Annotated in this window: 23 protein-coding genes and 1 pseudogene; 8 read left to right on the forward strand and 16 right to left on the reverse strand. The window is 68.8% G+C overall.

Annotation, left to right across the window (positions count from 1 at the left end; translation table 11 throughout):
- The first annotated feature begins 29 nt into the window (after window positions 1-29).
- Both E3T34_RS02555 and E3T34_RS02560 read left to right on the forward strand, forming a co-directional pair.
- The gene (locus tag E3T34_RS02555) at window positions 30-821 is read left to right on the forward strand and encodes a 3-oxoacyl-ACP reductase (protein WP_166784834.1); all 792 of its coding nucleotides are present in this window, start codon (window positions 30-32) and stop codon (window positions 819-821) included.
- A 67-nt stretch (window positions 822-888) separates the two neighbouring features.
- Window positions 889-1,635, forward strand: coding sequence for a FadR/GntR family transcriptional regulator (locus tag E3T34_RS02560; RefSeq protein ID WP_104101273.1), 747 nt, complete (start codon window positions 889-891; stop codon window positions 1,633-1,635).
- A 28-nt stretch (window positions 1,636-1,663) separates the two neighbouring features.
- Here the strand turns inward: E3T34_RS02560 and E3T34_RS02565 are convergent, their stop codons facing one another.
- From E3T34_RS02565 to E3T34_RS02575, 3 genes are all read right to left on the reverse strand, one after another.
- Entirely contained in the window at window positions 1,664-1,969 is a 306-nt protein-coding gene (locus E3T34_RS02565; RefSeq protein ID WP_233191409.1) for a hypothetical protein, read from the reverse strand.
- 118 nt (window positions 1,970-2,087) lie between these two features.
- Window positions 2,088-3,593 carry an NCS2 family permease gene (locus E3T34_RS02570; protein ID WP_134342065.1) on the reverse strand — a complete coding sequence of 502 codons (1,506 nt, stop codon included), beginning with the start codon at window positions 3,591-3,593 and terminating at the stop codon, window positions 2,088-2,090.
- 139 nt (window positions 3,594-3,732) lie between these two features.
- Window positions 3,733-5,262 (reverse strand): carboxylesterase/lipase family protein, encoded by a 1,530-nt coding sequence (locus tag E3T34_RS02575; RefSeq protein WP_241977320.1) that lies wholly within the window; start codon window positions 5,260-5,262, stop codon window positions 3,733-3,735.
- 102 nt (window positions 5,263-5,364) lie between these two features.
- Here E3T34_RS02575 and E3T34_RS02580 point away from each other — a divergent pair, with 102 nt between their 5' ends.
- Window positions 5,365-6,645 (forward strand): uracil-xanthine permease family protein, encoded by a 1,281-nt coding sequence (locus E3T34_RS02580; RefSeq protein WP_104101069.1) that lies wholly within the window; start codon window positions 5,365-5,367, stop codon window positions 6,643-6,645.
- Between the two features lie 265 nt (window positions 6,646-6,910).
- Here E3T34_RS02580 and E3T34_RS02585 read toward each other — a convergent pair whose 3' ends face one another.
- The 3 genes from E3T34_RS02585 to E3T34_RS02595 all read right to left on the reverse strand — a co-directional run bounded on the left by E3T34_RS02585 (window position 6,911) and on the right by E3T34_RS02595 (window position 9,002).
- A complete protein-coding gene (locus E3T34_RS02585; protein WP_134342068.1) occupies window positions 6,911-7,240 on the reverse strand; it encodes a peptidase in 330 nt (109 codons plus the stop codon).
- On the reverse strand, window positions 7,237-8,439 hold the full coding sequence (locus E3T34_RS02590) for an inorganic phosphate transporter (RefSeq protein ID WP_134342070.1): 1,203 nt from the start codon (window positions 8,437-8,439) through the stop codon (window positions 7,237-7,239). The genes E3T34_RS02585 and E3T34_RS02590 overlap by 4 nt, the downstream gene beginning before the upstream one ends.
- Window positions 8,440-8,528: 89 nt before the next feature.
- Entirely contained in the window at window positions 8,529-9,002 is a 474-nt protein-coding gene (locus tag E3T34_RS02595; RefSeq protein ID WP_104101066.1) for an 8-oxo-dGTP diphosphatase, read from the reverse strand.
- 61 nt (window positions 9,003-9,063) lie between these two features.
- Between E3T34_RS02595 and E3T34_RS02600 the strand changes: the two genes are divergently transcribed.
- The gene (locus tag E3T34_RS02600) at window positions 9,064-9,318 is read left to right on the forward strand and encodes a mycoredoxin (protein ID WP_104101065.1); all 255 of its coding nucleotides are present in this window, start codon (window positions 9,064-9,066) and stop codon (window positions 9,316-9,318) included.
- Between the two features lie 89 nt (window positions 9,319-9,407).
- On the opposite strand, the gene E3T34_RS02605 is transcribed toward E3T34_RS02600, so the two are convergent.
- The 5 genes from E3T34_RS02605 to E3T34_RS15680 all read right to left on the reverse strand — a co-directional run bounded on the left by E3T34_RS02605 (window position 9,408) and on the right by E3T34_RS15680 (window position 14,575).
- Window positions 9,408-10,436, reverse strand: coding sequence for a 6-phosphofructokinase (locus E3T34_RS02605; protein WP_104101064.1), 1,029 nt, complete (start codon window positions 10,434-10,436; stop codon window positions 9,408-9,410).
- 112 nt (window positions 10,437-10,548) lie between these two features.
- Entirely contained in the window at window positions 10,549-12,729 is a 2,181-nt protein-coding gene (locus E3T34_RS02610) for a DEAD/DEAH box helicase (protein WP_134342072.1), read from the reverse strand.
- Between the two features lie 204 nt (window positions 12,730-12,933).
- On the reverse strand, window positions 12,934-13,269 hold the full coding sequence (locus E3T34_RS02615) for a DUF6804 family protein (protein WP_134342074.1): 336 nt from the start codon (window positions 13,267-13,269) through the stop codon (window positions 12,934-12,936).
- Window positions 13,269-14,393, reverse strand: a complete 1,125-nt coding sequence (locus E3T34_RS02620; RefSeq protein WP_166785818.1) for a DUF2207 domain-containing protein — start codon at window positions 14,391-14,393, stop codon at window positions 13,269-13,271. Before E3T34_RS02620 ends, E3T34_RS02615 begins: the two co-directional genes overlap by 1 nt.
- Window positions 14,390-14,575 (reverse strand): hypothetical protein, encoded by a 186-nt coding sequence (locus E3T34_RS15680; RefSeq protein WP_166785819.1) that lies wholly within the window; start codon window positions 14,573-14,575, stop codon window positions 14,390-14,392. The genes E3T34_RS02620 and E3T34_RS15680 overlap by 4 nt, the downstream gene beginning before the upstream one ends.
- Window positions 14,576-14,664: 89 nt before the next feature.
- On the opposite strand from E3T34_RS15680, the gene E3T34_RS02625 reads away from it, so the two are divergent.
- Window positions 14,665-14,943, forward strand: coding sequence for a metal-sensitive transcriptional regulator (locus tag E3T34_RS02625; RefSeq protein ID WP_104101060.1), 279 nt, complete (start codon window positions 14,665-14,667; stop codon window positions 14,941-14,943).
- Window positions 14,944-15,050: 107 nt separating this feature from the next.
- A complete protein-coding gene (locus E3T34_RS15685) occupies window positions 15,051-15,218 on the forward strand; it encodes a hypothetical protein (protein WP_166785820.1) in 168 nt (55 codons plus the stop codon).
- A gap of 623 nt (window positions 15,219-15,841) precedes the next feature.
- Here E3T34_RS15685 and E3T34_RS02630 read toward each other — a convergent pair.
- Entirely contained in the window at window positions 15,842-17,401 is a 1,560-nt protein-coding gene (locus E3T34_RS02630; protein ID WP_134342078.1) for an SDR family oxidoreductase, read from the reverse strand.
- 134 nt (window positions 17,402-17,535) lie between these two features.
- Between E3T34_RS02630 and E3T34_RS02635 the strand changes: the two genes are divergently transcribed.
- Window positions 17,536-18,396 carry a TOMM precursor leader peptide-binding protein gene (locus E3T34_RS02635; RefSeq protein ID WP_166785821.1) on the forward strand — a complete coding sequence of 287 codons (861 nt, stop codon included), beginning with the start codon at window positions 17,536-17,538 and terminating at the stop codon, window positions 18,394-18,396.
- 44 nt (window positions 18,397-18,440) lie between these two features.
- Here E3T34_RS02635 and E3T34_RS02640 read toward each other — a convergent pair whose 3' ends face one another.
- Genes E3T34_RS02640 through nudC form a run of 4 tightly spaced genes read right to left on the reverse strand, consistent with a single transcriptional unit; the run spans window position 18,441 to window position 22,148 of the window.
- Window positions 18,441-18,698 (reverse strand): hypothetical protein, encoded by a 258-nt coding sequence (locus tag E3T34_RS02640; protein ID WP_134342081.1) that lies wholly within the window; start codon window positions 18,696-18,698, stop codon window positions 18,441-18,443.
- Between the two features lie 9 nt (window positions 18,699-18,707).
- Entirely contained in the window at window positions 18,708-19,448 is a 741-nt protein-coding gene (locus tag E3T34_RS02645) for an SGNH/GDSL hydrolase family protein (protein ID WP_134342083.1), read from the reverse strand.
- A 25-nt stretch (window positions 19,449-19,473) separates the two neighbouring features.
- Window positions 19,474-21,189 (reverse strand): ATP-dependent helicase, encoded by a 1,716-nt coding sequence (locus tag E3T34_RS02650; protein ID WP_104101055.1) that lies wholly within the window; start codon window positions 21,187-21,189, stop codon window positions 19,474-19,476.
- Entirely contained in the window at window positions 21,180-22,148 is a 969-nt protein-coding gene (gene nudC / locus E3T34_RS02655) for an NAD(+) diphosphatase (protein WP_134342085.1), read from the reverse strand. The genes E3T34_RS02650 and nudC overlap by 10 nt, the downstream gene beginning before the upstream one ends.
- An 89-nt stretch (window positions 22,149-22,237) precedes the next feature.
- Here nudC and E3T34_RS16320 point away from each other — a divergent pair.
- Window positions 22,238-22,999: pseudogene (locus E3T34_RS16320) on the forward strand (phosphotransferase); the annotation flags it as partial.
- Between the last annotated feature and the right edge of the window lie 37 nt (window positions 23,000-23,036).

The raw sequence follows: 23,036 nt of genomic DNA on the forward strand, positions 1-23,036 counted from the left end.
CACCCTCAGACGAACCCCAAGGAGCCAGCATGAGCACCCTCACCCCCATCGACCTCACCCAGCGGCTCGCGGGCCGGGTCGCCGTGATCACAGGCGGTGCCAGCGGCATCGGCCTGGCCACGGCGAAACGGTTCGCCGCGGAAGGAGCAACGGTTGTGATCGGCGACCTCGACGAGGCGGCGGGGCTCGCGGCGGCCGACCAGCTCGACTGCCTCTTCGTCAAGGTGGATGTCACCGACGAGGGCGAGGTCAACAACCTCTTCGACACCGCCTATCTCACCTACGGCTCCGTCGACATCGCGTTCAACAATGCCGGGATCTCCCCGCCCGACGACGACTCGATCGAGACGACCGAGCTACCGGCCTGGCAACGGGTGCAGGACGTCAACCTGAAGTCGGTGTACCTGTGCTGCCGGTCCGCCCTGCGCTACATGGTGAAGCAGGGCCGCGGGTCGATCATCAACACGGCCTCGTTCGTGGCCGTGCTCGGCTCCGCGACCAGTCAGATCTCCTACACCGCCTCGAAGGGCGGCGTGCTCGCGCTCAGCCGCGAGCTGGGCGTGCAGTTCGCGCGCCAGGGCATCCGGGTCAACGCCCTTTGCCCCGGCCCGGTGAACACCCCGCTACTGCAAGAGCTATTCGCGAAGGACCCGGAGCGCGCGGCCCGGCGGCTGGTGCACATCCCAGTCGGCCGGTTCGCGGAACCCGAGGAGCTCGCGGCCGCGGTCGCGTTCCTGGCCAGCGATGACTCCTCGTTCATCACGGGCTCCACGTTCCTGGTCGACGGCGGCATCAGCTCGGCCTACGTGACGCCGATGTAGCGGTGCGGGAGGGTGCGGAAACCGTGATGGACTGGAAGTTCGACCAGGAGCCAGGACCAGAACAGTGATCGACGACGAACAGCCCGGGCTCGACAGCGGACTGCTGCTGCGCCCCGTGCACAGTGGCAACGCCTTCGAGGAGACCGTGCAGCGGCTGCTGCAGACCGTGCGGCTGGGACTCGTCGCGCCCGGCGAACGACTGCCGGCCGAACGCGAACTCTCCGCCATGCTCGCCGTGAGTCGGGACACGCTGCGGGATGCGATCGCATCCCTGGCCGAGGCCGGCTATCTGGTCTCCCGACGCGGCCGCTACGGCGGCACCTTCGTCAACGATTCGTTGCCCCAGCAGACGCCCGGCCGAGGCCACGAGCGTGGACTGCCGGCGCGCCGGGACATCTCCGTGGCCGAGATCGAGGACGCGCTCGCGCTCCGGGAAATCTTGGAGGAGGGCGCCGCCCGGCATGCCGCCGCGCGCACCCTGTCGCCCGGCGAACGGGAAGTGCTGTGGAACAGCCTGGCCGACTCGATCGGCGCCACCGGCGAGGACTACCGCCGACTGGACTCCAGGCTGCACCTCACCATCGGCGAGCTGGCCGGCTCACCGTCGCTCGTGCCGCTGCTGGCCGAAGTGCGGATGCGGATCAACGAACTGCTCGACAACATCCCGTCACTCGGACCGAACATCGCACACTCGGACCGGCAGCACGAGCAGATCGTGACCGCGATCCTGACCGGTCGGCCCGACGCCGCCGCGCAGGCGATGGCCGAGCATCTGGCCGGCACCGCCCTGCTCCTGCGCGGCTTCCTGGAGTAGCGCGAGGCCGCGCCGGGCCAGATCGAGGTCAGATCAAGAACGCGAACGGCAGCGCCAGCAGGCCGAGGGCCAGCGCCAGCAGCACGAGCAGCAGCGAGCCGGCCAGCAGCACCGCGTTGAGCACGATGCCCCAGATCGCCAGGGTGCGCGCCTGCGGTTCCCGTCCGAGGGCGAGGATGCCGACGACCAGGCCGGCAATGGGCACGAGGAAGGTCCAGCCGGCGACGATCGACACAAGGCCGAGCACGAGGCTCGACACGGCCAGAGTGCTGCTCCGCGGGGGTACGGGCTCGGCAGTGTAGACCGGGGCCTGGTCGGGAGCGATGGTTGACATGGGCGGTTCTCCGTTTCGATGGGGAGCGACGGATGCCGCTCTCCCAACGACACTACGGAGCATCCGTTCTGGCACCCATGGGGTTAGCCCCCGAATCGGGCCGGGGGCGGCCACACGGTCACGCGCCGAACAGAACCTCGATCGGGCCGCGCACGAAGAAGACCAGGAAGCCGGCCGCGACCACCCAGAGCAACGGGCTGATCTCGCGCGCCTTCCCCGAGAACGAACGCACCAGCACCCAGGTGATGAAGCCGGCCCCGATTCCGTTGGCGATCGAGTAGGTCAGCGGCATCACGATGATCGTGAGGAATACCGGTAGCACGATGGAGAACTCCGTGAAGTCGATGAACCGGATCTGGGACACCATCATCGCGCCGACGATCACGAGGGCGGCCGCGGCCACCTCCAGCGGCACGATCTGGGTGAGCGGGGTGAAGAACATGGCCGCGAGGAACAGCAGTCCCGTGACGATGTTGGCCAGTCCCGTGCGAGCACCCTCACCGATGCCGGCACCGGACTCGATGAACACCGTGTTCGACGAGGCAGAGGTGGCGCCGCCGACGACGGCGCCGACGCCCTCGACGATCAGGGCGGATTTCAGGCGCGGGAAGTTGCCCTTCTCGTCGGCCACATCGGCCTCGCTGGCCAGGCCGGTCATGGTGCCCATGGCGTCGAAGAAGTTCGTGAAGACGAGCGTGAAAACGAGCATCGACGCGGCCAGAATGCCGATCCGGTCGAAGGCGCCGAAGCTGACCTGTCCGACGAGGCTCAGGTCGGGCAGCGAGACGATGGAGGTCGGCAGTACCGGCGCGTTCAGGTTCCAACCGTCGGGGTTCTGCCCGAATGACGGCCCGACCTTGAAAATCGCCTCGAGGACCACCGCGATCAGCGTGGTGGCGACGATTCCGATCAGGAGGGCCGCCTTCACCTTGCGGGCGACCAGGATGCCGAGAATGATCAGGCCGAGCACGAACACGGCGGTCGGCAGGCTCACGACGGAGCCGTTGTCGCCGAGCTGCACGGGCGGCGACGCGGCGCCGCTCGCGCGCACGAAGCCGGAGTCGACCAGGCCGATGAAGGCGATGAACAGGCCGATGCCGACCGTGATGGCGATCTTCAGCTGGCGCGGCACGGCGTTGAAAATGAGCTCGCGTAGGCCGGTGGAGGCGAGCAGCACGATGATGAGCCCGTTGATGACCACGAGGCCCATGGCCTCCGGCCAGGTCACCTGGCCGACGACGCTCACGGCCAGGAAGGAGTTGATGCCGAGGCCCGCGGCGAAACCGAAGGGAAGCCGGGCGACGGCGCCGAACAGGATGGTCATGACGCCGGCGGTGAGGGCGGTGACCGCGGCAACCTGGCCGTTGGGCAGCCATCCGCCGGCCACGTCGACCGCGGCCTGGTCGGCGCTGAAGCCGCCGAGGATGAGCGGGTTGAGGATCACGATGTAGGCCATCGTGACGAACGTCACCAGACCGCCGCGGATTTCTCGGCCGTAGGTGGAGCCGCGCCGGGTTATTTCGAAGTACCGATCGATGCGGGCCTTGAGCCCCGGGTTCGTGCCCGCCGGGGCGTCCGGCTTGGGGGCAGGCGTGGATGACGTGTGGGTCTCTGTTTCAGAAATGGGGTGCTCCTGGTGTCCGACTCAGCTGATTCTCAGTTCCTCAGTTTACGGCCCCGGAGCGCGGGCCGATTCCGCGGGGCTGGGCGAGGACGGCCCGCGGAGGCAACCGGCCGGGCTTCCGGGCTGTGGCACGCCGAGCTCAGATGTGCGGCACGAAGGCGTCCCAGGCCCGGCGGCGGTCCCCGCGCGGGTCGGACTCGACACGGTCGACGGCGTCGATGACCAGGGTCAGACGCTCGGCCTCGTCGTAGAGCGGCCAGGCCGCATCCGGCACCCCGGAGGCCGCGAAACTGAGCCACCAACCCTGCATCCGGGCACCGATCCGCTGGAAGTCGCGGCGACCGCCGAGCGCGGTCATGCCGCGGCCGAACCAGCCGTCGAGCCGGTCGAACAGCGGGAACAGCTCGAGGCCGTGCGTAGCGTCGAGCCCCATCAAACGCACCAGGCGCGGCGCGGCATCGAAGCGGTAGAAGCGCACCGGGGCATACCGGGAGTGCCGTTCGCCCACGCGCACGCTCGGGTACCAGAAAGAAAAATCACCACCGAAATCGAGGGCGGGCCGCAGCGCGGGTATCCCGGGGTACTGCGCCCGCAGGCGCGTGCGAGCTTTCTTCTTGGTGTTCGCGAACACGGCGCGGATGCGCCCGGGCGTCGTGGCGAGGATGTCGATGCGCCCACTGAACAGCGAACCTTCCCGCGAGTTGGTGCCGATGATCAGCGGAATCCGGTGGGCACGGCCGTCGCGGAAGGCGTCGAGAGGTCGTTCAGGCAGGAAGTCGCCGTCGATCACGGGCGAGAGCGGGATCGTGCCGGGGTACCGGTCCGGGGCGCGCCGCGTCAGGTCGCTCGTGGCCTCGGCCAGATGTTCCGGGTCGGCCTGCAGAAGCAGGGCAGCGGCATTCGTCACCGTGGTGGGCGAGTTCGTCGGGTCGGCCTGCCCGGTGCGCCGGGCCAGGAGCCGCACAAAGTCCGTGGCCCACTCGGCGGTGACATCGGGGGCATAGACGGCGTTCGGCGGGGCGCTCTGCGCGATCGCGCGCTGGAAGAGTCCGGCGGCGGCCGGGACGGTCATCAGGGTGGTCACGGCGTTGGCTCCGGCCGATTCGCCGAAGAGGGTGACGGCATCCGGGTTGCCGCCGAACGCGCGGATGTTGCGCCGCACCCAGCCGAGCGCAGCCACCTGGTCGCGCAGCCCGAGGTTGCTCTCGAACGCATGCTCCGCGGTCGAGTAACGGCTGAAGTCGATGTAGCCAAGCGCCCCCAACCGGTAGTTGAGGCTGACATAGACGATGCCGCCGCGCCGCACGAGCCCCTCACCCTGCCGGGGCACCTCCCGCGAGGACCCGACGCTGTAGGCGCCGCCGTGGATGAAGACCATGACGGGCCGCAGCATCCGCGGGTCGACCGGTTCGTCGGGAGCGATCACGTTGAGGTTGAGGCAGTCCTCGCTTTGCGGGATCGTCGGTTTCGCGCCGATGAACTGGCCGCGGTGGCTCTGCGTGGCGACCGGGCCGAAGGAGCTTGCATCTCGTTCGCCCGGCCAAGGCGAGGCCGGCTGCGGAGCGCGGAATCGGAGCTCGTCCACGGGGGCGGCCGCGTAGGGAATCCCGCGCCACTGGCGCACCCCGCGCACCCGGATTCCGTGCAGCAAGCCGGTTTCAATCCTCACCGAGAGTGGCTCTGCTTGGGCAGGCTGAACGGATGGTCTCACCGTCCGATCTTAATTGTTCACTACCATCGGGATTACGTACGACACGGAAACGAGAAACACATGGCTCTGCCCTGGACCCTGCACGGTGACGGAAAAACGGTCGGAGCCACGGATGTCGTCGGCCCCGGCGAGCGCCTGAACTGGCCGCTGACCATCGGGATCGGCACCCAGCACGTCATCGCCATGTTCGGTGCCACGTTCCTGGTACCGCTGCTCACGGGCTTCCCACCCAGCACGACGCTGCTCTTCTCGGGCATCGGCACCCTGCTTTTCCTGGTAATCACGCGCAACAAGCTGCCCAGTTACCTCGGCTCCTCGTTCGCCTTCATCGCGCCGATCACCGCCGCGACCGCGAGCGCGGGCATGGGCAGCGCCCTGTTCGGCATCATCGTCGTCGGCCTACTCCTGGCCCTGATCGGCGTGATCGTGCAGCTCACCGGCACCGGCTGGATCGACGCATTGATGCCGCCCGTCGTCTCCGGGGCCATCGTCGCCCTGATCGGCCTCAACCTGGCGCCCGTCGCCAAGTCGAACTTCGAGCTGGCCCCGCTCACCGCGCTGATCACCCTGCTCGCCGTGATCCTCTCGACCGTGGTGTTCCGCGGCATCCTGGGCCGGCTGTCCATCTTCATCGGCGTGATCGTGGGCTATGTGGCCGCCGTGGTGGCCGGCGAGGTCGACTTCAGCGGGGTGGGCGAGGCTGCCTGGATCGGCCTGCCCCAGTTCACCGCGGCGATGAACCCGTTCGCGGATCCGTCCGCCGCCCTCGGCGTGCTGCCGGCGTTCCTGCCGGTCGTGCTCGTGCTGGTGGCCGAGAATGTGGGCCACATCAAGGGCGTTGCCCAGATGACGAATGTGACGGTGAACCGCTTCACGGGTCGCGCCCTGATGGCCGACGGCCTGGCCACGATGCTCGCCGGCTTCAGCGGCGGATCGGGCACCACCACCTATGGCGAGAACATCGGCGTCATGGCGGCCACCCGCATCTACTCCACGGCCGCCTACTGGGTCGCGGGCATCACCGCGGTGCTGCTCGGACTCTCCCCCAAGATCGGTGCGGTCATCAACACGATCCCGGCGGGGGTGCTCGGCGGCGTCACCACGGCCCTCTACGGCCTGATCGGCATCATCGGCGTGAAGATCTGGCTCGACAACAAGGTCGACTTCAGCAAGCCGGTCAACCAGTTCACCGCGGCCACCGCGCTGATCATCGGCATCGCCGACTATACCTTCTCGGCCGGCAGCCTCAGCTTCAACGGCATCGCGCTCGGCACGGTCGCCGCCATCGTGATCTACCACCTGATGACGTGGGTGGCCCGGGTGCGCGGCACCGCACGGTAGCATCCGCGGCCCTCTGCAGCGCCGCAGGTACTGGCTCGCGGCGCATGTTCTGGCTCGCGGCGCACCGTCTACCGTGCGCCCAGCTCCACAGGGTGCGCCGCCAGCCTGACGGACCAGGTCGCGCAGTCATCCGGCGTTGCGAGCGTGCAGCGCCGTTCCGCACGTGGCGTGCCACCAGCGCAGCGGCGCAGCTACCGCGCGGCGACCGAGAGCGCCCGTTACGGCACGGAACGCTGCGAGGGAAGCGGAACAGGGACGCAGCGGGTCAGCGGTGCAGGGCCGGCACAATCAGGTAGACACCGTAGAGCACGGCCGCGCTACAGAGCACGAAACAGGCGTAGGCGCCCATCAGGGCGACCTGCTTCTGCAGAGGGCTCAGTGGGCCGGCGGCGGCCTTGCGCGCGCGCTTGGCCTCCTTGGCCGCACGCTTGGGGGTGAGCACGGTGATGGCTCCCGTGAATTCGGCCGGTTCGACCACGGGAACGCGGCCGGAGGTGGTGAGCAACCGCAGCCCGAACGAATACAGGCCCACCACGACCGCGGACGAGAGGAGAGAAGCGAGCGCGACGACGAGGAACGCAGACCAATCGATCACAGCGCGACCTTCTTCTGATCCTTGCGAGAGGCCGTGCGGGAGGCCTTGCGGGGGGTCTTCCGGATCTTCACGACCCGCCCGGCGTCGTCGATGTCGTGCAGGTTGTCGTGCGTGACCCGGCTCTGGCGGGACCGGCGAAACAGCACGGCGATGACGAGGGAACCGATCACCAGGTCGAGCACGATGCCCATCGGTCCGATCAGGGCGAGTCCGGCCGCGAAAGCACCCATGATGGCCGCCGCCGGCAGGGTGAGCACCCAGCCGAGCGCGATCTGGCCGGCCATCCCCCAGCGCACGGTCGAGCCGCGGCGGCCCAGGCCCGAGCCGATCACCGACCCGGACGCGACCTGCGTGGTGGAGAGCGCGAAGCCGAGTTGGCTGGACGCGAGGATGGTGGCCGCGGTGCTGGTCTCCGCAGCGAAGCCCTGGGCCGGCTTGATGTCGGTGAGGCCGCGACCCATGGTCCGGATGATTCGCCAGCCGCCGGTGTACGTGCCGATCGCGATCGCGATCGCGCAGGTGGTGATGACCCACAGCTGCGGGCCGGTGCCCACGTCCTGCAGCCCGCCGGCGATCAGGGTGAGGGTGATGACGCCCATGGTCTTCTGGGCGTCATTGGTGCCGTGTGCGAGGGCAACGAGCGACGAGGAGATGATCTGCGCGTAGCGGAAGCCGCCCCGGCCATCCGCCTTGCCGGAATCCCGCCGGGTGATGAAGTAGGCGAGCCTGGTGGCGAGGTAGGCGACGATGCCCACCGTGAGCGGGGCGATCAGTGCCGGCAGGATGACCTTGGCCAGCACGACGTCGTAGGCGACCGCCTGCGAGCCGACGCCGATGATCGTCGCGCCGATGAGTCCGCCGAACAGGGCGTGGCTCGAGCTGGACGGCAAGCCACGCAGCCAGGTGATGAGGTTCCAAACGATGGCGCCGATCAGGCCCGCGAAGATGATCTCGGGAGTGATCTGAACTCCGGCGTCATCCTTGTTGATGATGCCGCCGGAAATGGTCCTGGCGACCTCGGTGGAGAGGAAAGCCCCGACCAGGTTCAGAATGGCGGCGAGTCCCACCGCGACCTTCGGGCGCATGGCCCCGGTCGCGATGGGGGTTGCCATCGCGTTCGCGGTGTCGTGGAAGCCGTTGGTGAAGTCGAAAATCAGTGCGAGCGCAATCACAAGCGCAACGATCAGGGTGAAATCCACCGGCGTCTTCCTCTGAGTGTACGACAGCCGGGGTTATCTCAAGCTGCACCGCTGTGATAAGCCTGACACTCCCGGGGAAGCAGGTCAATTCAAACCGGGTCGACCACCGTGGCCAAGTCGGGACCGAAGGTGTAGGTGGCCCGCACCGGAATGCCGGCGAGCACCCCCGGCAGCCAGTGCCGGGCGTCGTCCCACATCTCGTCCACCGGTAGCGCGGCCACGTCGAACCAGACTGGGTTCAGCTCGTCGGACTCGCGCGGGGTGCCGCTCCACTGCGTGCAGACGAACACGCTCGATTCCTGGCTCCAGGCCTCCCGGTGCGGAAACAGGTAGGTCAGCAGACCCAACGGGGTCAGGGCGGATGCCGCCACGACCAGGCCGGACTCCTCCTCGATCTCCCGCACCATCGCCTCCACGGCCGACTCCCCCGGCTCGAGCTTGCCGCCGAGGCCGACGATGTTGCCCCGGCCCAGTCCTTTCTTCTTGCGGCCGAGCAGCACCTGCAGGTCCCCCGATGGAGAACGCCGGGTGAGGTAGCCCACGCAGACCTGAGGAAGAGACATGAACCAATGGTAACGAGGTACGGTCCGGCCCCCGTTCAGGCCGGTTTGTTAGGATCCAAGTATGAACTTTGTGCCGGAATCCGGAACCATAACCATGTTCACGACGACCTGGTGCGGCTATTGCACCCGCCTGAAGACCCAGCTGGTCAAGGCCGGCATCGCCTACACCGAGATCAACGTGGAGGAGGTCGACGGCACGTCCGAGCTGGTGATGAGCCTGAACAACGGCAACCGCACGGTTCCGACAGTCCTCTTTCCGGACGGCTCCAGCGCGACGAACCCGTCGCTGGCGCAGGTTCAGGCCAAACTCGCCTGAGTCGGTCCCGGAACGCACGAAGGGGTCCCGGTCGAACCTCCGCCAAACGGCGGAAATCGATCCGGATCCCCTCAGCGCCTGATGCGGGTTTAGCCGAAGAGCACCGCGGCCTCGTCGTAGCGCGCCTGCGGCACGGTCTTTAGACCGATGGTCGCTTCCGCGATGCTGACGATTTCCATGTCGGTGCCTCGCAGGGAAACCATGGAGCCCCACTGGCCGGCGTAGACGGCGTCGACGGCCGCCATGCCGAGGCGGGTGGCGAGCACCCGGTCATAGGCCGACGGAGCGCCGCCGCGCTGGGTGTGGCCGAGGACGGTGGCGCGGGATTCGATGCCCGTGCGCTCCTCGATCATCGGGGCGATCATCTCGCTGATGCCGCCGAGGCGGGGGCGGTTGAACGCGTCGAGGCCCTTGGTCGAGAGCGCCTCCTCCATGCCGGCGAGCTTGAAGCCCTCGGAGACGACAAGCACGGGTGCGCGGCCGCGGTCGCGCACGTGCATGACCCAGTCGCAGATCTGCTCGATGGTCTGGGGCTGCTCCGGGATCAGGATGGCGTGGGCGCCGCCGGCCATGCCGGAGTGCAGGGCGATCCAGCCCACGTGGCGGCCCATGACCTCGACGATCATGCAGCGGCCGTGGGATTCGGCTGTGGTGCGCAGTCGGTCGATGGCCTCGGTGGCGATCTCGACGGCGGTGTTGAAGCCGAATGAGTAATCGGTGGCTTCGAGGTCGTTGTCGATGGTCTTGGGAACGCCGACGATCTGGAGTCCGGCATCCGTCAGTCGGCGTGCCGCGGTGAGGGTGCCCTCGCCGCCGATGGCGATAATCGCGTCGATTCCTTCCGCGTCCATCGTCTTCTGAATGTTAATGGGGCCGCCGTTTTCACCCTCGAACGGGTTCGTGCGGGAGCTACCGAGGATGGTGCCGCCCTGACGGGAGAGACCGCGCACGCTGTGCCGGTCCAGAGTCATAAAGTCGCCCTCGACCAGGCCTTTCCAGCCGTTGCGAATGCCGACGAATTCGGCATCGAGTACGCGGATGCCTTTAAGGACGGAACCGCGAATAACCGCGTTCAGGCCGGGGCAGTCTCCGCCGCTGGTGAGGATACCAATTTTCATTTGTCGTTGCTCCTTGTTGCACAAGTGATCAGATTGGCGCCCACACCGCCGCCACTCAATGATGGACCCCAAACGAGGCCCGGTTCAAATCCACGCCGGTGAGGGGCGCGTTCTACAACTCCCCGTCGAGTGCCAGGGTCAGCAGGTAGATCAGGGCGCTGGCCTGCACGGAATCGGCGGACGAGATCTCGTCGACGGCGCCGTCCAGGGCGCGGGCCGCGAGGCCCTGCTTGCTGCCGATGAGTTCGGCGATGCGCGCGTCAATGGTGTGGGCGGCGATGATCCGCCACGCGGTGACCGGCTCGTCCTGGCCGATGCGGTGCACCCGGTCGATGGCCTGTGTCTGCTCGGCGGCAGTCCAGCTGAGCTCGGCGAGCACGACGTTGGAGGCGGCCTGGAGGTTGACGCCGACTCCGGCGGCAGAGAGGGAACAGACCACCACGGCCACCCCCTGGTCATCGTTGAAGGAGTCGATGGCGGCCTGGCGGGCCAGTGCGCTTTGGTCGCCGCGCAGGGAGACCGTGCGCAGGCCGCGCTTGGCGAAGATGTCCTCGGCGGCATCCATCACGTCGATGTGCTTGGCGAAGAAGACGACCTTGCCCACCGAGTGCGCCAGCTGCACGGCGTAGTCTGCCGCGAGGGCGGCCTTGGCCTGGCCGATCTTGCGCACCATGGTGAAGACGTTCTCACCGGTCGTCTGCCCCTTCGACTCCTCGAGTTCGGCGTGGGCAACCGCGCGGATGAACGCGGCTCGCTGCTCTCCCTCGAGGACGGGCGGCGTCTGGCCCGGATGGCGGGCGGCGACGAGGGAGTGGTACCGGGTGACCAGGCGGGCGGCGAGCTCCCGCTCGGCCTGGCGGATGGAGCGGCCGAGGTCGTCGTCCAGCTCGACCGGGATGTCGGCGATGCGCTTGGCCGGCAGGTCGGCGGCGACGTCGACCTTGCGGCGGCGCACGATGCCGAGGTCGATCACCGCGGCACGCGCGGCGCTGTAGAACCCGGAGTCGGCCGGGGTCAGCCCGATCGCTTCGAGCTTCTGCATGAGTCTGGGGGCTGGCTTGTCGCCGTCGAGCCAACCGAGGAACTGCCAGATCGCCCGGAAGTCGTCGACGTCGTTGATCAGCGGGGTTCCGGTCAGAGCCATCAGCAGCGGGTTGCCGCCGGGCGTGCGGCGCCGGATCTGCTCAGCCAGGGCCAGCACGTGCTTGGAGCGCTGCGACTGCAGGTTCTTGATGAAGTGCGCCTCGTCGACGACCATGCCCTTGAAGCCCAGGGTGCCCAGCCAGGTGCGGTGCCGGTCGAGCACGTCGTAGTTGACGATGACCACATCGGCGAAGGCGTCGAGCGTGTCGCCGTCGCCGTGGATGACGGTGGCCCGGCGGTTCGGCGTCCACAGTGCGACCTCGCGCACCCAGTTCATCTTGACGACGTTGGGAACGATGGCCAACAGCGGGTAGGCCCCGCTGACGGATGCCGCGAGCAGGCTCTGCGCCGTCTTCCCGAGCCCCGGCTCGTCGGCAAGCAGGTAGCTGCGGTGGCCCAGGCGCGCGCTTTCGACGAACCGGGCCTGGTGGCGCATCAGCTCCATGCCGCGAGGCGAGAGCCGGTCGACGCGGGGTGCCTCGGGCAGGTCCATGCTGGCGGCCTGACCGCCGGAACCATACTCGAAGGATTTGAACAGCGGGCCGATGAGTTCCCAGTTGGCCAGGCGACGGCCGGAGACGACCGGCTGGGCCGTCGCGGCGCTGAAATCGGGCGCGAGGAACGGGTTGGCGAGCTGGCGAGCCTTGACCGACTGAGGGATGACCTGGTTGACCGGAATTTCCGGCTTGGCCTCGGCCTCGCGGGTGATGATCAGTTCGTCGGGGGTGAGTTCGGCGCCGGACTCAAGCAGCCAGTCGCGGCGGAACCGCTGCGCGACCGTGGACACGCCGGCATCCGGTTCCAGCAGGGTGATCAGGCTGGTGTCGCGGGCCGCGGTCTTCGCCAGGATCTGGGCGATGCCGTCAAGGCGTTTCAGCAGTTCCGCGCGGTTCGCGTCGGTGAGATCCTTGTCGCCCTTGACCCGCGCACGTTCCTCGCGCATGAGCAGCGCGATGACCTGGTACTTGGTGCGGTTGGTCGGGCCCAGCTTGGCGCCGACCTGCGCCTTCGCCTCCACCTCGCGCACCTTGCGGGCGAGGATGGGAATGATGGGGGCGTCATCGTCGCGGGAACGAGGTCGCTGCCGAGCGCGACCTTCGGCGGCAACACGGTTGTTCGAACCGGCGGCCTGGTGGCGGGTGTAAGCCATTCTTCTCCAACTTCACAGCAGCACAGCAGACAAAGGCCGTGCTCGACGTGGTGCGGCATCCGTGGACACCGGTGCGATCGATACGTCGAAGCCTGAATCGAGCAACGTGCCAACCCTATTTGCGCCACCGGCATTTGGGATGCAGCGGCACGGTCAAGACGGTAATCGGGCTTTTTCGACGCGAATACAGTCTACGCCCGCTGGTCAATCCCGATGCACGGGCACCTTGGTGACGACCCCGACGAGGATGAAGACCAGCGCGGCGATGAACTGGGCGGACACCCAGCCCCGGCCGGATAGGTCGATGACCACGATCGGGTTCCAGAGCACCGCGATCGGCACGAGACCGATCAACCACAGCCAGACCTTCGCCTGGATGGCGAAGACGCAGAGGATCATCGCGAGGATGCTGACCGCGTAACGGATGATGATGAAGCTTTCGGAGTCCAGCAGCGCGAGCCCGCCGAGCAGGATGACCGCCCCGAGCAGACCGGGGGCCAGAGCGGAACGTGTGACTGTGGGTTCGACCGGGGTGCCCATCAGACGCCTCCTCCTCCTCCGCCGCCGTCTCCACCGCCGCCGACCGAGCCACCACCACCCGAACCGGAACTGGAGGAACTCGACGCGCTTCCCGACCAGGAGGCCGAGGTGGAGCTCGTGAACGAGCTCAACCCGGCGGCGAACCGGACCGGGTTGAACGGAGCGAACCCAGCGTACCAGTCCGGCTGCGCGTCACTCCGGGCGTAGTGGTCACCGAGAACCTGGGCCCACTCCTTCTCCTGACCGAACAGCACCGCGAACGGCAGCAGGTGCTCATAGAGCTTCAGCACCTGCCCCGGCTGCCCCGGATCGGGCAGGCCAAGAACGGATGCCGGGTCCGGCCGGTAGGGCGACCTCAGCGCTCCCTCGGGACTCTGCAGCACTCGCAGCCGTTCGGCCCGGGCTATATCGATGTACAGCTTCACACCGACCAGAGTCAGAATGCCGGTGAGCACAGCGCCGACGAGCAGCCAACGAAGCAGCCGGCCACCCTTCCTCTCCCGCAGCCCGTCGGTCAGCACCTGCTCGGTGACCGCCTGGAGCTGCTTGGCCAGCCCGGCGCCCAGCTTGGTGTCCTTCGTCTTGAGGTCGCGGCTCGTGCCCGCGTGCAGCCCCGGGAACAGCAGCCGGAGCACCGCCTGCTCGGCCGGGTCGAGGTCTCTGGTGTGCAGCAGCTCGAGCAGGTAGTGCTTTGTGCCCTCCCCCTCCAGGACCCGCACATTGCCACGCACAGCGAAGCTGAGCAACTGGGCGGTCATGGCCTTGGCGCTCGTGCGCATCACGTTTCCCGCCATGAGCAGGTTGACGCCCTGCGGCCGCAGGTACTCGGCGACGACGGTCGGCCGACCCGGTGCGTTCCGCCAGCGGGTGGCCCGGGAGGCGACGGCGAGACCGGCGCCGAGCAGGCCGATCAGGGCCGCTGCGAGACCGATACCCGGGAAAGGGTTCGCCGTGAACGACTGGTCGCGGGGCACGAAGGTGCCAGGTTCGAACCCGACGGCCAGAGTGAGCCCCTCGGCCGAGCCGAGTGCCCCGGCGGTGACGTCGAGCGTGACGTCGACCTGTTCGCAGGTGATGACATAGGTCTGCGCGCCATGCACGAAGACATCGGTGGCGATCGTCACCGGCGCAGGCTGTTGAGCACCACGAACAGGCTGGAGAATACCATCAATGCGGCGGAGATCAACGGGTTGATCAGGTCGAACACGACCAGCGGCAGCACCGCCCGGCCGTAGCAGAAGGTGCATACCAGGGTACCCCTGATCACGCGCAGGGTGCGTCGGGACAGCCGGATGACGTTGGGCATGGTGCCAGGTGGTCGCACACGATGGTGACGTCGCTGGCAGACGACAGAATACCCCTCCGGGGTATGTGAAATCGCGATACTGTAGACCCATGATTGACGACATCAAACGGCGTGCCCTGCACCGTGCCCGCATCCTCGAGGGTCAGATGCGTGGTTTGGAGAAGATGATCGAGAACGAGGATTACTGCATCGACATCCTCACGCAGTCCCTGTCAATCCAGAAGTCGCTCGGCTCGCTCAACAAGCTCCTGGTGGACAATCACCTGCAAACCCACGTGACCGAGATGTTCGAGGCCGGGGGCGAGGCTCGGGGGACCGCCATCGCGGAGCTGCTCAAGGTCTTCGAACTCAACAACAACCGAGGCTGAAGCCGGCAGCACCCGCCGCGTTGACATCACCGGTGGAATCAATTAGCGTCTCTGAATGCTCCAAATCCGGGCATCGGTCGTTCCCCCGAGACGAATTGGTTTTCCCATTGACTTCAGAATCTGCATCCCTGCCGCACCTTCCCGGCCACACCGAACACCACGACATCACGAATCTGGTCGGCGAATACCGCCAGCGCCAGCTCAATCTCTTCCGTGAGCGCCAGCTGGAACTCGAGCCCGACGAGCAGATCTCTGCGCACCTTCCCACGCACTAGCCACTGCGCCCGAGCCACTGCGCAGACTCGCCCCACATCAGATCTGCTGGATCGGCATCGCGTTGCTCGCAACTCTTCCATAGTGCCTCGCCGTGACCGCACCGGCCCCTGAGTGAGTCCTCATCCCTTCGCGGCGTCGCGCGCCCACGATCGGGTCCGACGGCACCGCGTGCACGCGGGTCATCACCGGCGAGTCGGCGAGTGCCCTGGTCAAGGCCCGAGCCGCACGAGTCATGCGGCGCCTCCAGCGATCACCGTTTGGTATCCGGCAGATGGTGTGGCCAACTCAGGAGATCCGCTCGGGGCATGCCGGGCATCCGCGCTGGTTCCGCACTAGTCTGCGGCGGCTGGCGGACCCAGGCGGCGGATGTCCTGAGTTGGCCACACGCGCGGGCTCAGCCGGGCCTGACCGACGTAAGCGTTCGGGGCGCCAGAATCGCCGTCGACTCCGTTCGGGCTGAGTGGCTCCAGGGCCTCGGACTCGGAAAACCGGGCGGTTGGAACGCGGTTTCATACCGCGTCGAGGGCCGGGTCAGGTCAGAGCCCGGTCAGGTCAGAGCCCGGTCGGGTCAGAGCCCGGTCAGGTCAGAGCCCGGTCAGGTCAACCTTGGTGAACTCACCGCTCAGGCGGCGCGCTCGGCGACCGGCCGGCCCGATCCGGGGGCATTCGGGGCAGTCGTGGCGTTCGCGTTCGTCACGGCCACCTCCACGGCAGCCTCCCCTACGGCGGCCGCCGTGATCCGGTTGGCCATGCCGGTGAAGATGACGCCGTGGAAGGGCAGGATCGCGAACCAGTACAGCCGACCGCCCAGTCCCCGCGGGAAGAAGACGGCGCGCTGACGGTACACGGAACCGCCGCCCGGCGCCGGATCCGCCGTCATCTCCAGCCACGCCCGGCCGGGAACGCGCATCTCGGCACGGAGACGCAGGAACCGGCCGGTGTCGATGCGTTCGACCCGCCAGAAGTCCAGCACGTCGCCCGTATGCAGGTGGTCGGGGTTACGACGGCCGCGGCGCAGGCCGACCCCGCCGACGAGCTTGTCCATCCAGCCGCGGATGGCCCAGGCCAGCGGGAATGAGTACCAGCCGTTGTCACCGCCGATGCTCTCGATCACGCGCCACAGGGCTTCCGGCTTCGCGGCGGTGTGCTTTTCCTTGAGGTCGGTGTAGACGAGGTGCCCGGCCCATTCGGGGTCGCTGGGCAGCGGGTTGCTCGACGCACCCGCGATCGACGCGTTCCGCCAGCTGGTCTCGACGTCGCCGTCGCGCATGCGACCGAGGGCCAGGCGCACGGCGGTGCGATACCCGGTGAGGCCCTCTTTCGGTTGGGGAATGTACTGGTCGATGTCGCGCTCGTGCACCACACAGTCGTTTTGCAGACTTGCGATGATGGGCACGGCCAGGCTGCGCGGGATGGGTGTGACCAAATTGACCCACTGCGATGCGAGCCAGGGCGTGAACACGGGCAGGGACGCGATGGGGCGCTGGCGCAGGCCGGCCTCGAGGGCATACCCGTTCATCATCTGGCCGTAACGCAGCACGTCGGGGCCGCCGATGTCGAAGGTGCGGTTGACGTCGGCGGGGAGCTCCGCCGACGCGACGAGGTAGTAGAGCACGTCACGCACGGCGATCGGCTGGATCTTGTTGCGCACCCACTGCGGCGCCGGCATGTACGGCAAAACGTCGGTCAGGTGCCGGATCATCTCGAACGACGTGGAGCCGGACCCGATGACCACCCCGGCCTGGAGGGCTGCTGTCGGCACACCGGACTCCACCAGAATGCGGCCGACCTCTGCCCGGGAGCGCAGGTGCTGGGACAGCTCCTCGGTGTCCGGGTGCAGCCCGCCCAGGTAGACGATGCGGGAGACGCCGGCCGCGGCGGCGGCCGTAGCCACATTCGTGGCCGCGAGGCGTTCCGTGCTCTCGAAGTCGCCGCGGGTGCCCATCGAGTGCACCAGGTAGTAGAGCACATCGACCCCGATGACGGCGGATCGCACACTGGCCAGGTCCCCGAGGTCACCCTCGGCGACCTCCACCTGTTCGACCCACGGGACATCTTTCAGCTTCTGGGGTGTGCGCACGAGCACGCGCACGGCGTAGCCGGCTTCCAGCAGCAGGGGAACGAGCCGGCCGCCGATATACCCGGTAGCGCCGGTCACAAGTACACGTCGTTGCGTCGTCATAGCGAAAGCCTAGGGGCGGATGCTGGACTGACGCCGAGGATCGGGCAAACAGCCGCGCCGTGCCGAGCTGCGGCTGTGGGCCAGGGCTGTGGATGACTCGCGCGGGCGCGCGCAGAGTGCGGCATCATCGCCGAATGACACTCCGACTCGATCCCCGGTATCCGGTCGTCTGGCGCTCGCCCGACATCATCCAGGTCGGCGTCGACCGCCCGTTGGTCGTGATCACCGCCCTGAGCCCGGGACTCGAGCGGGTGCTCGCGGCCCTGTTCGTGGGGGTGCCCCGCTCCGGAGCCCTGATGATCGGGCGGGAGGGCGGGGCCTCCGACGAGGCCATCCTGGCGCTGCTCCGCGCCCTGCGGCCGGCTCTTCTGGTCACCGCCGAGAATGTTCCGGGCCCGGCCCGGATGCCCGAACCGGTCGCCGTGGCACCGCCGCCCAGAATCTGCGTCGACGGGTGCGGGCTCACGGCGGACCTGATCCGCACCCTGATCGGCACCCTGGGTCTGACCCTGGCCAAGACCGACGACCCCGGCACCGGGCTGGCCGTGGTCCTGGGTCACTACGCCCTGGAACCGGAGCGGCACGGGCGCTGGCTGCGCCGGGACATCCCGCACCTGCCCGTGGTCTTCAGCGACAGCGAGGTGCGGATCGGACCCCTGGTCGAGCCGGGGGTCGGCCCCTGCCTGTACTGCCTGGAGCTGGCGCACATGGATTCCGACCCGTCGTGGGCCGCCCTGGCCTGCCAGCTGCTCAGCCGCCGGGCACCCACGGAGACCCCGCGGGCCGGCATCGATGTGGCCGCCCTCGTCGCCGGGATCGGCCACGACTGGCTGGTCCTCGGGCGGTCCACCCTCACGGAGACCGCGCTCGTCTTCGACGTGGCGTCCGGCACCCTCAAACGTCGTGGCTACCGGCCGCATGAGTCGTGCGGCTGCCGCACCGTTCCCGGGAACGTGACCGCGCTGCCCGGGGCCGGGCGCCCCGTCCGCGACTGACCGGACAGGTCCAGGTCAGACCCGGTCGCAGACCGGGGCCCAGATCAGGCTCGGGCGAGCCGGATGCCCCGCTCCGGCCCCACGACCAGGGTCAGGTCGAGCAGCGGCCGGGCTTCGGCCCAGCCGCCCTCACCGTGCAGCAGGTAGTCGCCCTCCACCACCACGAGGCGCCGGCGTTCAGCCGGGCGACCAGCGCCTCCCCCACGGTCGACTCTCCGATCCCGGGGCGCCTGCCGGGTGCGTTCGAGTTCGACCGCCCGGACGACCGCGACAACCTCGTCCAGGCTACGGAGCAAGGCCATCAGGTGCTCTCAGCCGACCGGGCGGTCGAGTCGGAGGCCGGGCGCGGAGTCGAAGACGAACCGGGCCCAGAGGCGGTAGCCGAGCGCGCTCGGGTGGAACTCGTCGCTGGCGAAGAAGCCCTCGACGTAAGGCGGCGGGGTCGGGATCGCGACGACCCCGTCGAGACCCACGACGGCCAGGCGGGCGCCGGTGTCGAGGCTCGCGGCGTGCCGCGCGAGGGTGGCGCGCAGGGGTTCGGGCAGCAGCGCGAAGCGGTCGAAGCGCGGCATCAGCGACACGAGCACGGCCGCCTGCGGCGCCGCGGCCCGCAGGGCGAGCACGATTCGACGCACATCGTTCGTGAAGGCGTTTCGGGAGCGCAGCCCCAGCGCATCGTTCGCGCCGATGGTCAGCAGGGCCAGGTCGAAGGGCACGGCGGCGGCGTCCGTCAGGAAGCGCTCGCGCACGTCCCGGGCCGTGGCGCCGTTCTCACCGATCGCCCGCCAGGTGCTGCCGCGGCCCCAGCGCTCGGCCACCTCGTGGGCGATCCAGCCAGGCAGGGCCTCGCTTTGGGTCTCGGCGCCCACGCCGGCGGCGGTCGAGTCGCCGAGCACGAGGATGCGCAGCGGGTCGGGGCCGGGCCGGGAACCGGTCCACGGGAGGGCGGCGTCGGGCAGCCGGGGCGTGTCGCGGCGCAGCCGGCGTGCCTGCGTCACCAGTAACGGCGCGTAGGGCACCGCAGCCAGGCGGGTGAACGGAAAAGTGGGCACGCCCCGAGGCTACCCCGCGCCGGTCTCAGGAGCCGCGGGCGGCGGGCGCACGCACGCCGCGGGCGCCGATCTCGGACAGGAACCGGGAACGCTCTCTGGGGCTGCGCTGCTGGTGGCCCGCAGCAGACCAGCTCAGGGACAGCCGTTTGCGTGCCCGGGTGATGCCCACGTAGAGCAGCCGGCGTTCCTCGTCGATCTGCTCGAAAGTGCCTGCGTAGCTGATCGGCACGAGTCCCTCGGACAGACCGATCAGGAAGACGGCGTCCCATTCGAGGCCCTTCGCCGAGTGCAGCGTCGCCAGGGTCACCGCGGACACCGTGGGTTCGTGCTGGCCGGCCTGGCGCTCCATCAGCTCGTCGGTGAACTGGCGGAATGTGGTCTCCGGGGCTGCCTGGTCGACGAGGCCCATGATCGCGTTAAGCGACTCCCACCGGTCGCGCACCGCGCCCTGGGCCTCCGGCGCACTCTGGCTCCAGCCGAGGGAGCGCAGCACGTCACTGACGGATTTGAACAGCGGTTCGCCGATGATCGAGACGGATGCCGCGCGCAGCTGCATCACCGCCTGCTTGACCTCGGCCAGGTCGAAGAAGCGCTTCGACCCGCGGATCTGGTAGCTCACCCCGACGTCGCCGAGGGCAGTTTCGAGGAAGGCGGCCTGCACGTTCACCCGGAACAGCACGGCGATGTCCTCCGGGCGGGTGCCGCCCTCGATCAGCTCGACGATGTTCTGGGCGACGCCGCGGGCCTCGGCCATGTCGTTCGGGTATTCGCGCACACCCGGCTCGGTGCCGATTTCGCTGGCGTGGGCGCGCAGGGTGAGGGCGCCGGTCCGCCCGCGCATGAGCTGGTTGGCCGTGGCGACGATCGACCCCGTCGACCGGTAGTTCTGCTCGAGGCGCACGACGGTGGCGTCCTCCCACCGCTTGGGGAAGTCGAGCAGGTAGTCGCTGCGGGCGCCCGCGAAGGAGTAAATGGTCTGGCTGGCGTCCCCGACGACGCAGAGGTCGCGGCGCTGGCCCAGCCAGAGCGAGAGCAGGTCGTGCTGAAGCGGGGAGACGTCCTGGTATTCGTCGACGACGAAGAAACGGTACTGCTCGCGCACCTGTAGGGCGACGGATGGCTCGGCCTCGATCATCCCGGCCATCGCCAGGAGCACATCCTCGAAGTCGATCTGCTTGCGGTCGTCCTTGAGGCGCTCGTAGGACTCCATCATGGCCAGCACCTGGTCCACGTCGAGCCGGCCGGGCAGGCTGCGCTTGGCGATGCCGGCCCCATACGCCTCAATGCCGATTCCGGAGGTCTTTCGCCACTCGATCTCCGCGGCCAGGTCGCGCAGGGTGGCCGTGTCCAGCTTGAGCTTCAGGGTTTCGGCGGCATGCCCGAGCAGACGGCCCTTGCCGTCGAGGATGCGGGGCGCCTGGCCGCCGACGACGTGCGGCCAGAAATAGTTCAGCTGCGACAGGGCCGCCGAGTGGAACGTGCGGGCGGCGACGCCCCCGGCGCCGAGTTGGCGCAGCCGGCCGCGCAGCTCCGCGGCGGCGCGCGCCGTGAAGGTGAGGGCCATCACCCGGTTCGGCGAGTACGCGCCGGTCATCACGCCGTAGGCGATGCGGTGGGTGATGGCCCGGGTCTTGCCGGTGCCGGCGCCGGCGAGCATGCACACCGGACCCACGAGCGCCTCGGCCGCCACCCGCTGCTGGTCGTCGAGGCCGGCCAGCAGGGAACCGGCGGTCAGCGCCATCCGTGCACCTTGTCGGGGCCGAAGTCGAGGGGTTCGCCGAGCCAGTGCTCGATGATCGCCCGGGCGATCGAGGAACGGCCGGGCAGGATGATGACGTCGCCGGAGGCCCGTAGCTCGTCGCGGCTGAACCAGCGCAAGTCGAGGATCTCCTCCCCGTCGGGGAGCAGGGCCGCCGGAGCCTGGCCGTCGGCGAGCCGGGCCGTGAAGCCGAACATGATCGAGGCCGGGAACGGCCACGGCTGGGAGCCGAGGTAGACCGGGTCGGCCACGCGCAGGCCGGATTCCTCGAACATCTCCCGGATGACGGCCGCCTCGAGCGACTCGCCCGGTTCGACGAAACCGGCCAGGAGCGAGTAGCGGTTGCCCTCCCAGAGGGCGTTCGAGCCGAGCAGGATGCGGTCGTCGGCGTCGGTGATCAGCACGATCACGGCCGGGTCGGTGCGCGGGAACACCTGGCCGCCGCAGTCGGGGCAGCGCCTCGTCCAACCGGCGTTCTCGATCAGGGTGGCCGTGCCGCAGCGCGGGCAGTGGGCGTGGGAGTCGTGCCAGTTCACGACGCCGAGCGTCTCGGTGAACAGTCCCGCGTCGCGGTCGGACAGGGTGGTCGCCACAGGGCGCAGGGACACCCAGAGGGACTCGTCGGGTTCGAGCGCCAGGGCCTCCTCGTCGGTCAGCACGGCCGCGACCAGCGGGGTGCCCACGGGCTCCGGCGCATCTTCGGCCAGGGAACGGCCGAGGTAGAGCCGGAACTCGCCGGCGGGAACTCGGTCGGGAGCCAGCAGGCGCAGTCGGGCGGGGGCGGCGGCCTCCATCAGCGCGGAGCCTCGCCACAGCACGAGCAGGCGCGTGCCGGCATCCGTCTGCAGCGTGTTGAGCAACCCGGGGGTGGCGCGCGCCTCGCCGTCACGGTCGACCGCGTGACGGGAAAGCGGCAGACGGGAGGTGAACGCAAACGACATGGTGCTCCTCGGTCTCGGACAGACTGCCGAAGTTGTGTCGAGGCGTGGCGAACAACCGCGCCGAGGGGAAGTCGACCTAACCTAGAAGTATGGTCAGATCACCTCTCACTCTAGCCGCGCTGGCCACTGCCGCCGTCCCCGGTCTCGACGTCGTCCAGGTGCGTCTGCACGGCACCGTCGCGCGTTCTCGAGGAGCCAGCGGCGCGTTCGAATCCGCACTGCTGATCGACCGCGACGACCGTGCCCTCATCATCCGGGTCCCCGCCTCGCAGGCCGCCGAAACCGAGCAGTCCGCCGATCTGGTAGCCCTGCGCGCGCTCACCGTCGGCAACCGCAGCCGGCTCCCCTTCGACGTGCCGCAGTTCGTGGGCCAGGCGCCGCTCAGCGGAACCCGGGCCGTCGTCTACGAGTTTTTGGAGGGCGATTCCTTCGACGCGGATGCCCTCACCGGCCACGCGGGCGTGTCCGGTTCGATCGGCCGCGCCATCGCCGCGGTGCACTCACTGCCGACGGCCTTCGTCGGCACCGCCGGGTTGCCTCAGCAGAGCGCTCAGGAATGCCGTACCGGAACCATCACCTTGATCGACCGGGCGGCCACCACCGGCTACCTGCCCGCCGCGATCCTGCGCCGCTGGGAACAGGCCACCGACGACGACGGGCTCTGGCAGTTCGCGCCCTGCGTGGTGCACGGGTCGTTGTCGGCTGACTCGTTCCTGATCACCGACGACTCCGTCTCCGGGGTTCTCGGCTGGTCCGCCCTGAGCGTGGGCGACCCGGCCCGCGACCTGCACTGGCTGCTTTCCTCCCGCGGGGCGGCCGGCGAGACCGCCGTCGCGTCGTACGCGTCGGCCCGCCAGGGCAACGACCCGAGGATCACGCAGCGCGCGA

Origin of the sequence: Cryobacterium sp. TMT1-62 (assembly GCF_004403145.1) — a bacterium.
GTDB classification, from domain to species: domain Bacteria; phylum Actinomycetota; class Actinomycetes; order Actinomycetales; family Microbacteriaceae; genus Cryobacterium; species Cryobacterium sandaracinum.

Excerpts from the sequence above, each read along its gene's own strand:
- E3T34_RS02555 (WP_166784834.1), top strand. The coding sequence starts at position 30 with ATGAGCACCCTCACCCCCATCGACCTCACCCAGCGGCTCGCGGGCCGG.
- E3T34_RS02565 (WP_233191409.1), bottom strand. The coding sequence starts at position 1,969 with ATGTCAACCATCGCTCCCGACCAGGCCCCGGTCTACACTGCCGAGCCC.
- E3T34_RS02580 (WP_104101069.1), top strand. The coding sequence starts at position 5,365 with ATGGCTCTGCCCTGGACCCTGCACGGTGACGGAAAAACGGTCGGAGCC.
- E3T34_RS02595 (WP_104101066.1), bottom strand. The coding sequence starts at position 9,002 with ATGTCTCTTCCTCAGGTCTGCGTGGGCTACCTCACCCGGCGTTCTCCA.
- E3T34_RS02600 (WP_104101065.1), top strand. The coding sequence starts at position 9,064 with ATGAACTTTGTGCCGGAATCCGGAACCATAACCATGTTCACGACGACC.
- E3T34_RS02605 (WP_104101064.1), bottom strand. The coding sequence starts at position 10,436 with ATGAAAATTGGTATCCTCACCAGCGGCGGAGACTGCCCCGGCCTGAAC.
- E3T34_RS02610 (WP_134342072.1), bottom strand. The coding sequence starts at position 12,729 with ATGGCTTACACCCGCCACCAGGCCGCCGGTTCGAACAACCGTGTTGCC.
- E3T34_RS02615 (WP_134342074.1), bottom strand. The coding sequence starts at position 13,269 with ATGGGCACCCCGGTCGAACCCACAGTCACACGTTCCGCTCTGGCCCCC.
- E3T34_RS15680 (WP_166785819.1), bottom strand. The coding sequence starts at position 14,575 with ATGCCCAACGTCATCCGGCTGTCCCGACGCACCCTGCGCGTGATCAGG.
- E3T34_RS02625 (WP_104101060.1), top strand. The coding sequence starts at position 14,665 with ATGATTGACGACATCAAACGGCGTGCCCTGCACCGTGCCCGCATCCTC.
- E3T34_RS02630 (WP_134342078.1), bottom strand. The coding sequence starts at position 17,401 with ATGACGACGCAACGACGTGTACTTGTGACCGGCGCTACCGGGTATATC.
- E3T34_RS02635 (WP_166785821.1), top strand. The coding sequence starts at position 17,536 with ATGACACTCCGACTCGATCCCCGGTATCCGGTCGTCTGGCGCTCGCCC.
- E3T34_RS02640 (WP_134342081.1), bottom strand. The coding sequence starts at position 18,698 with ATGGCCTTGCTCCGTAGCCTGGACGAGGTTGTCGCGGTCGTCCGGGCG.
- E3T34_RS02650 (WP_104101055.1), bottom strand. The coding sequence starts at position 21,189 with ATGGCGCTGACCGCCGGTTCCCTGCTGGCCGGCCTCGACGACCAGCAG.
- nudC (WP_134342085.1), bottom strand. The coding sequence starts at position 22,148 with ATGTCGTTTGCGTTCACCTCCCGTCTGCCGCTTTCCCGTCACGCGGTC.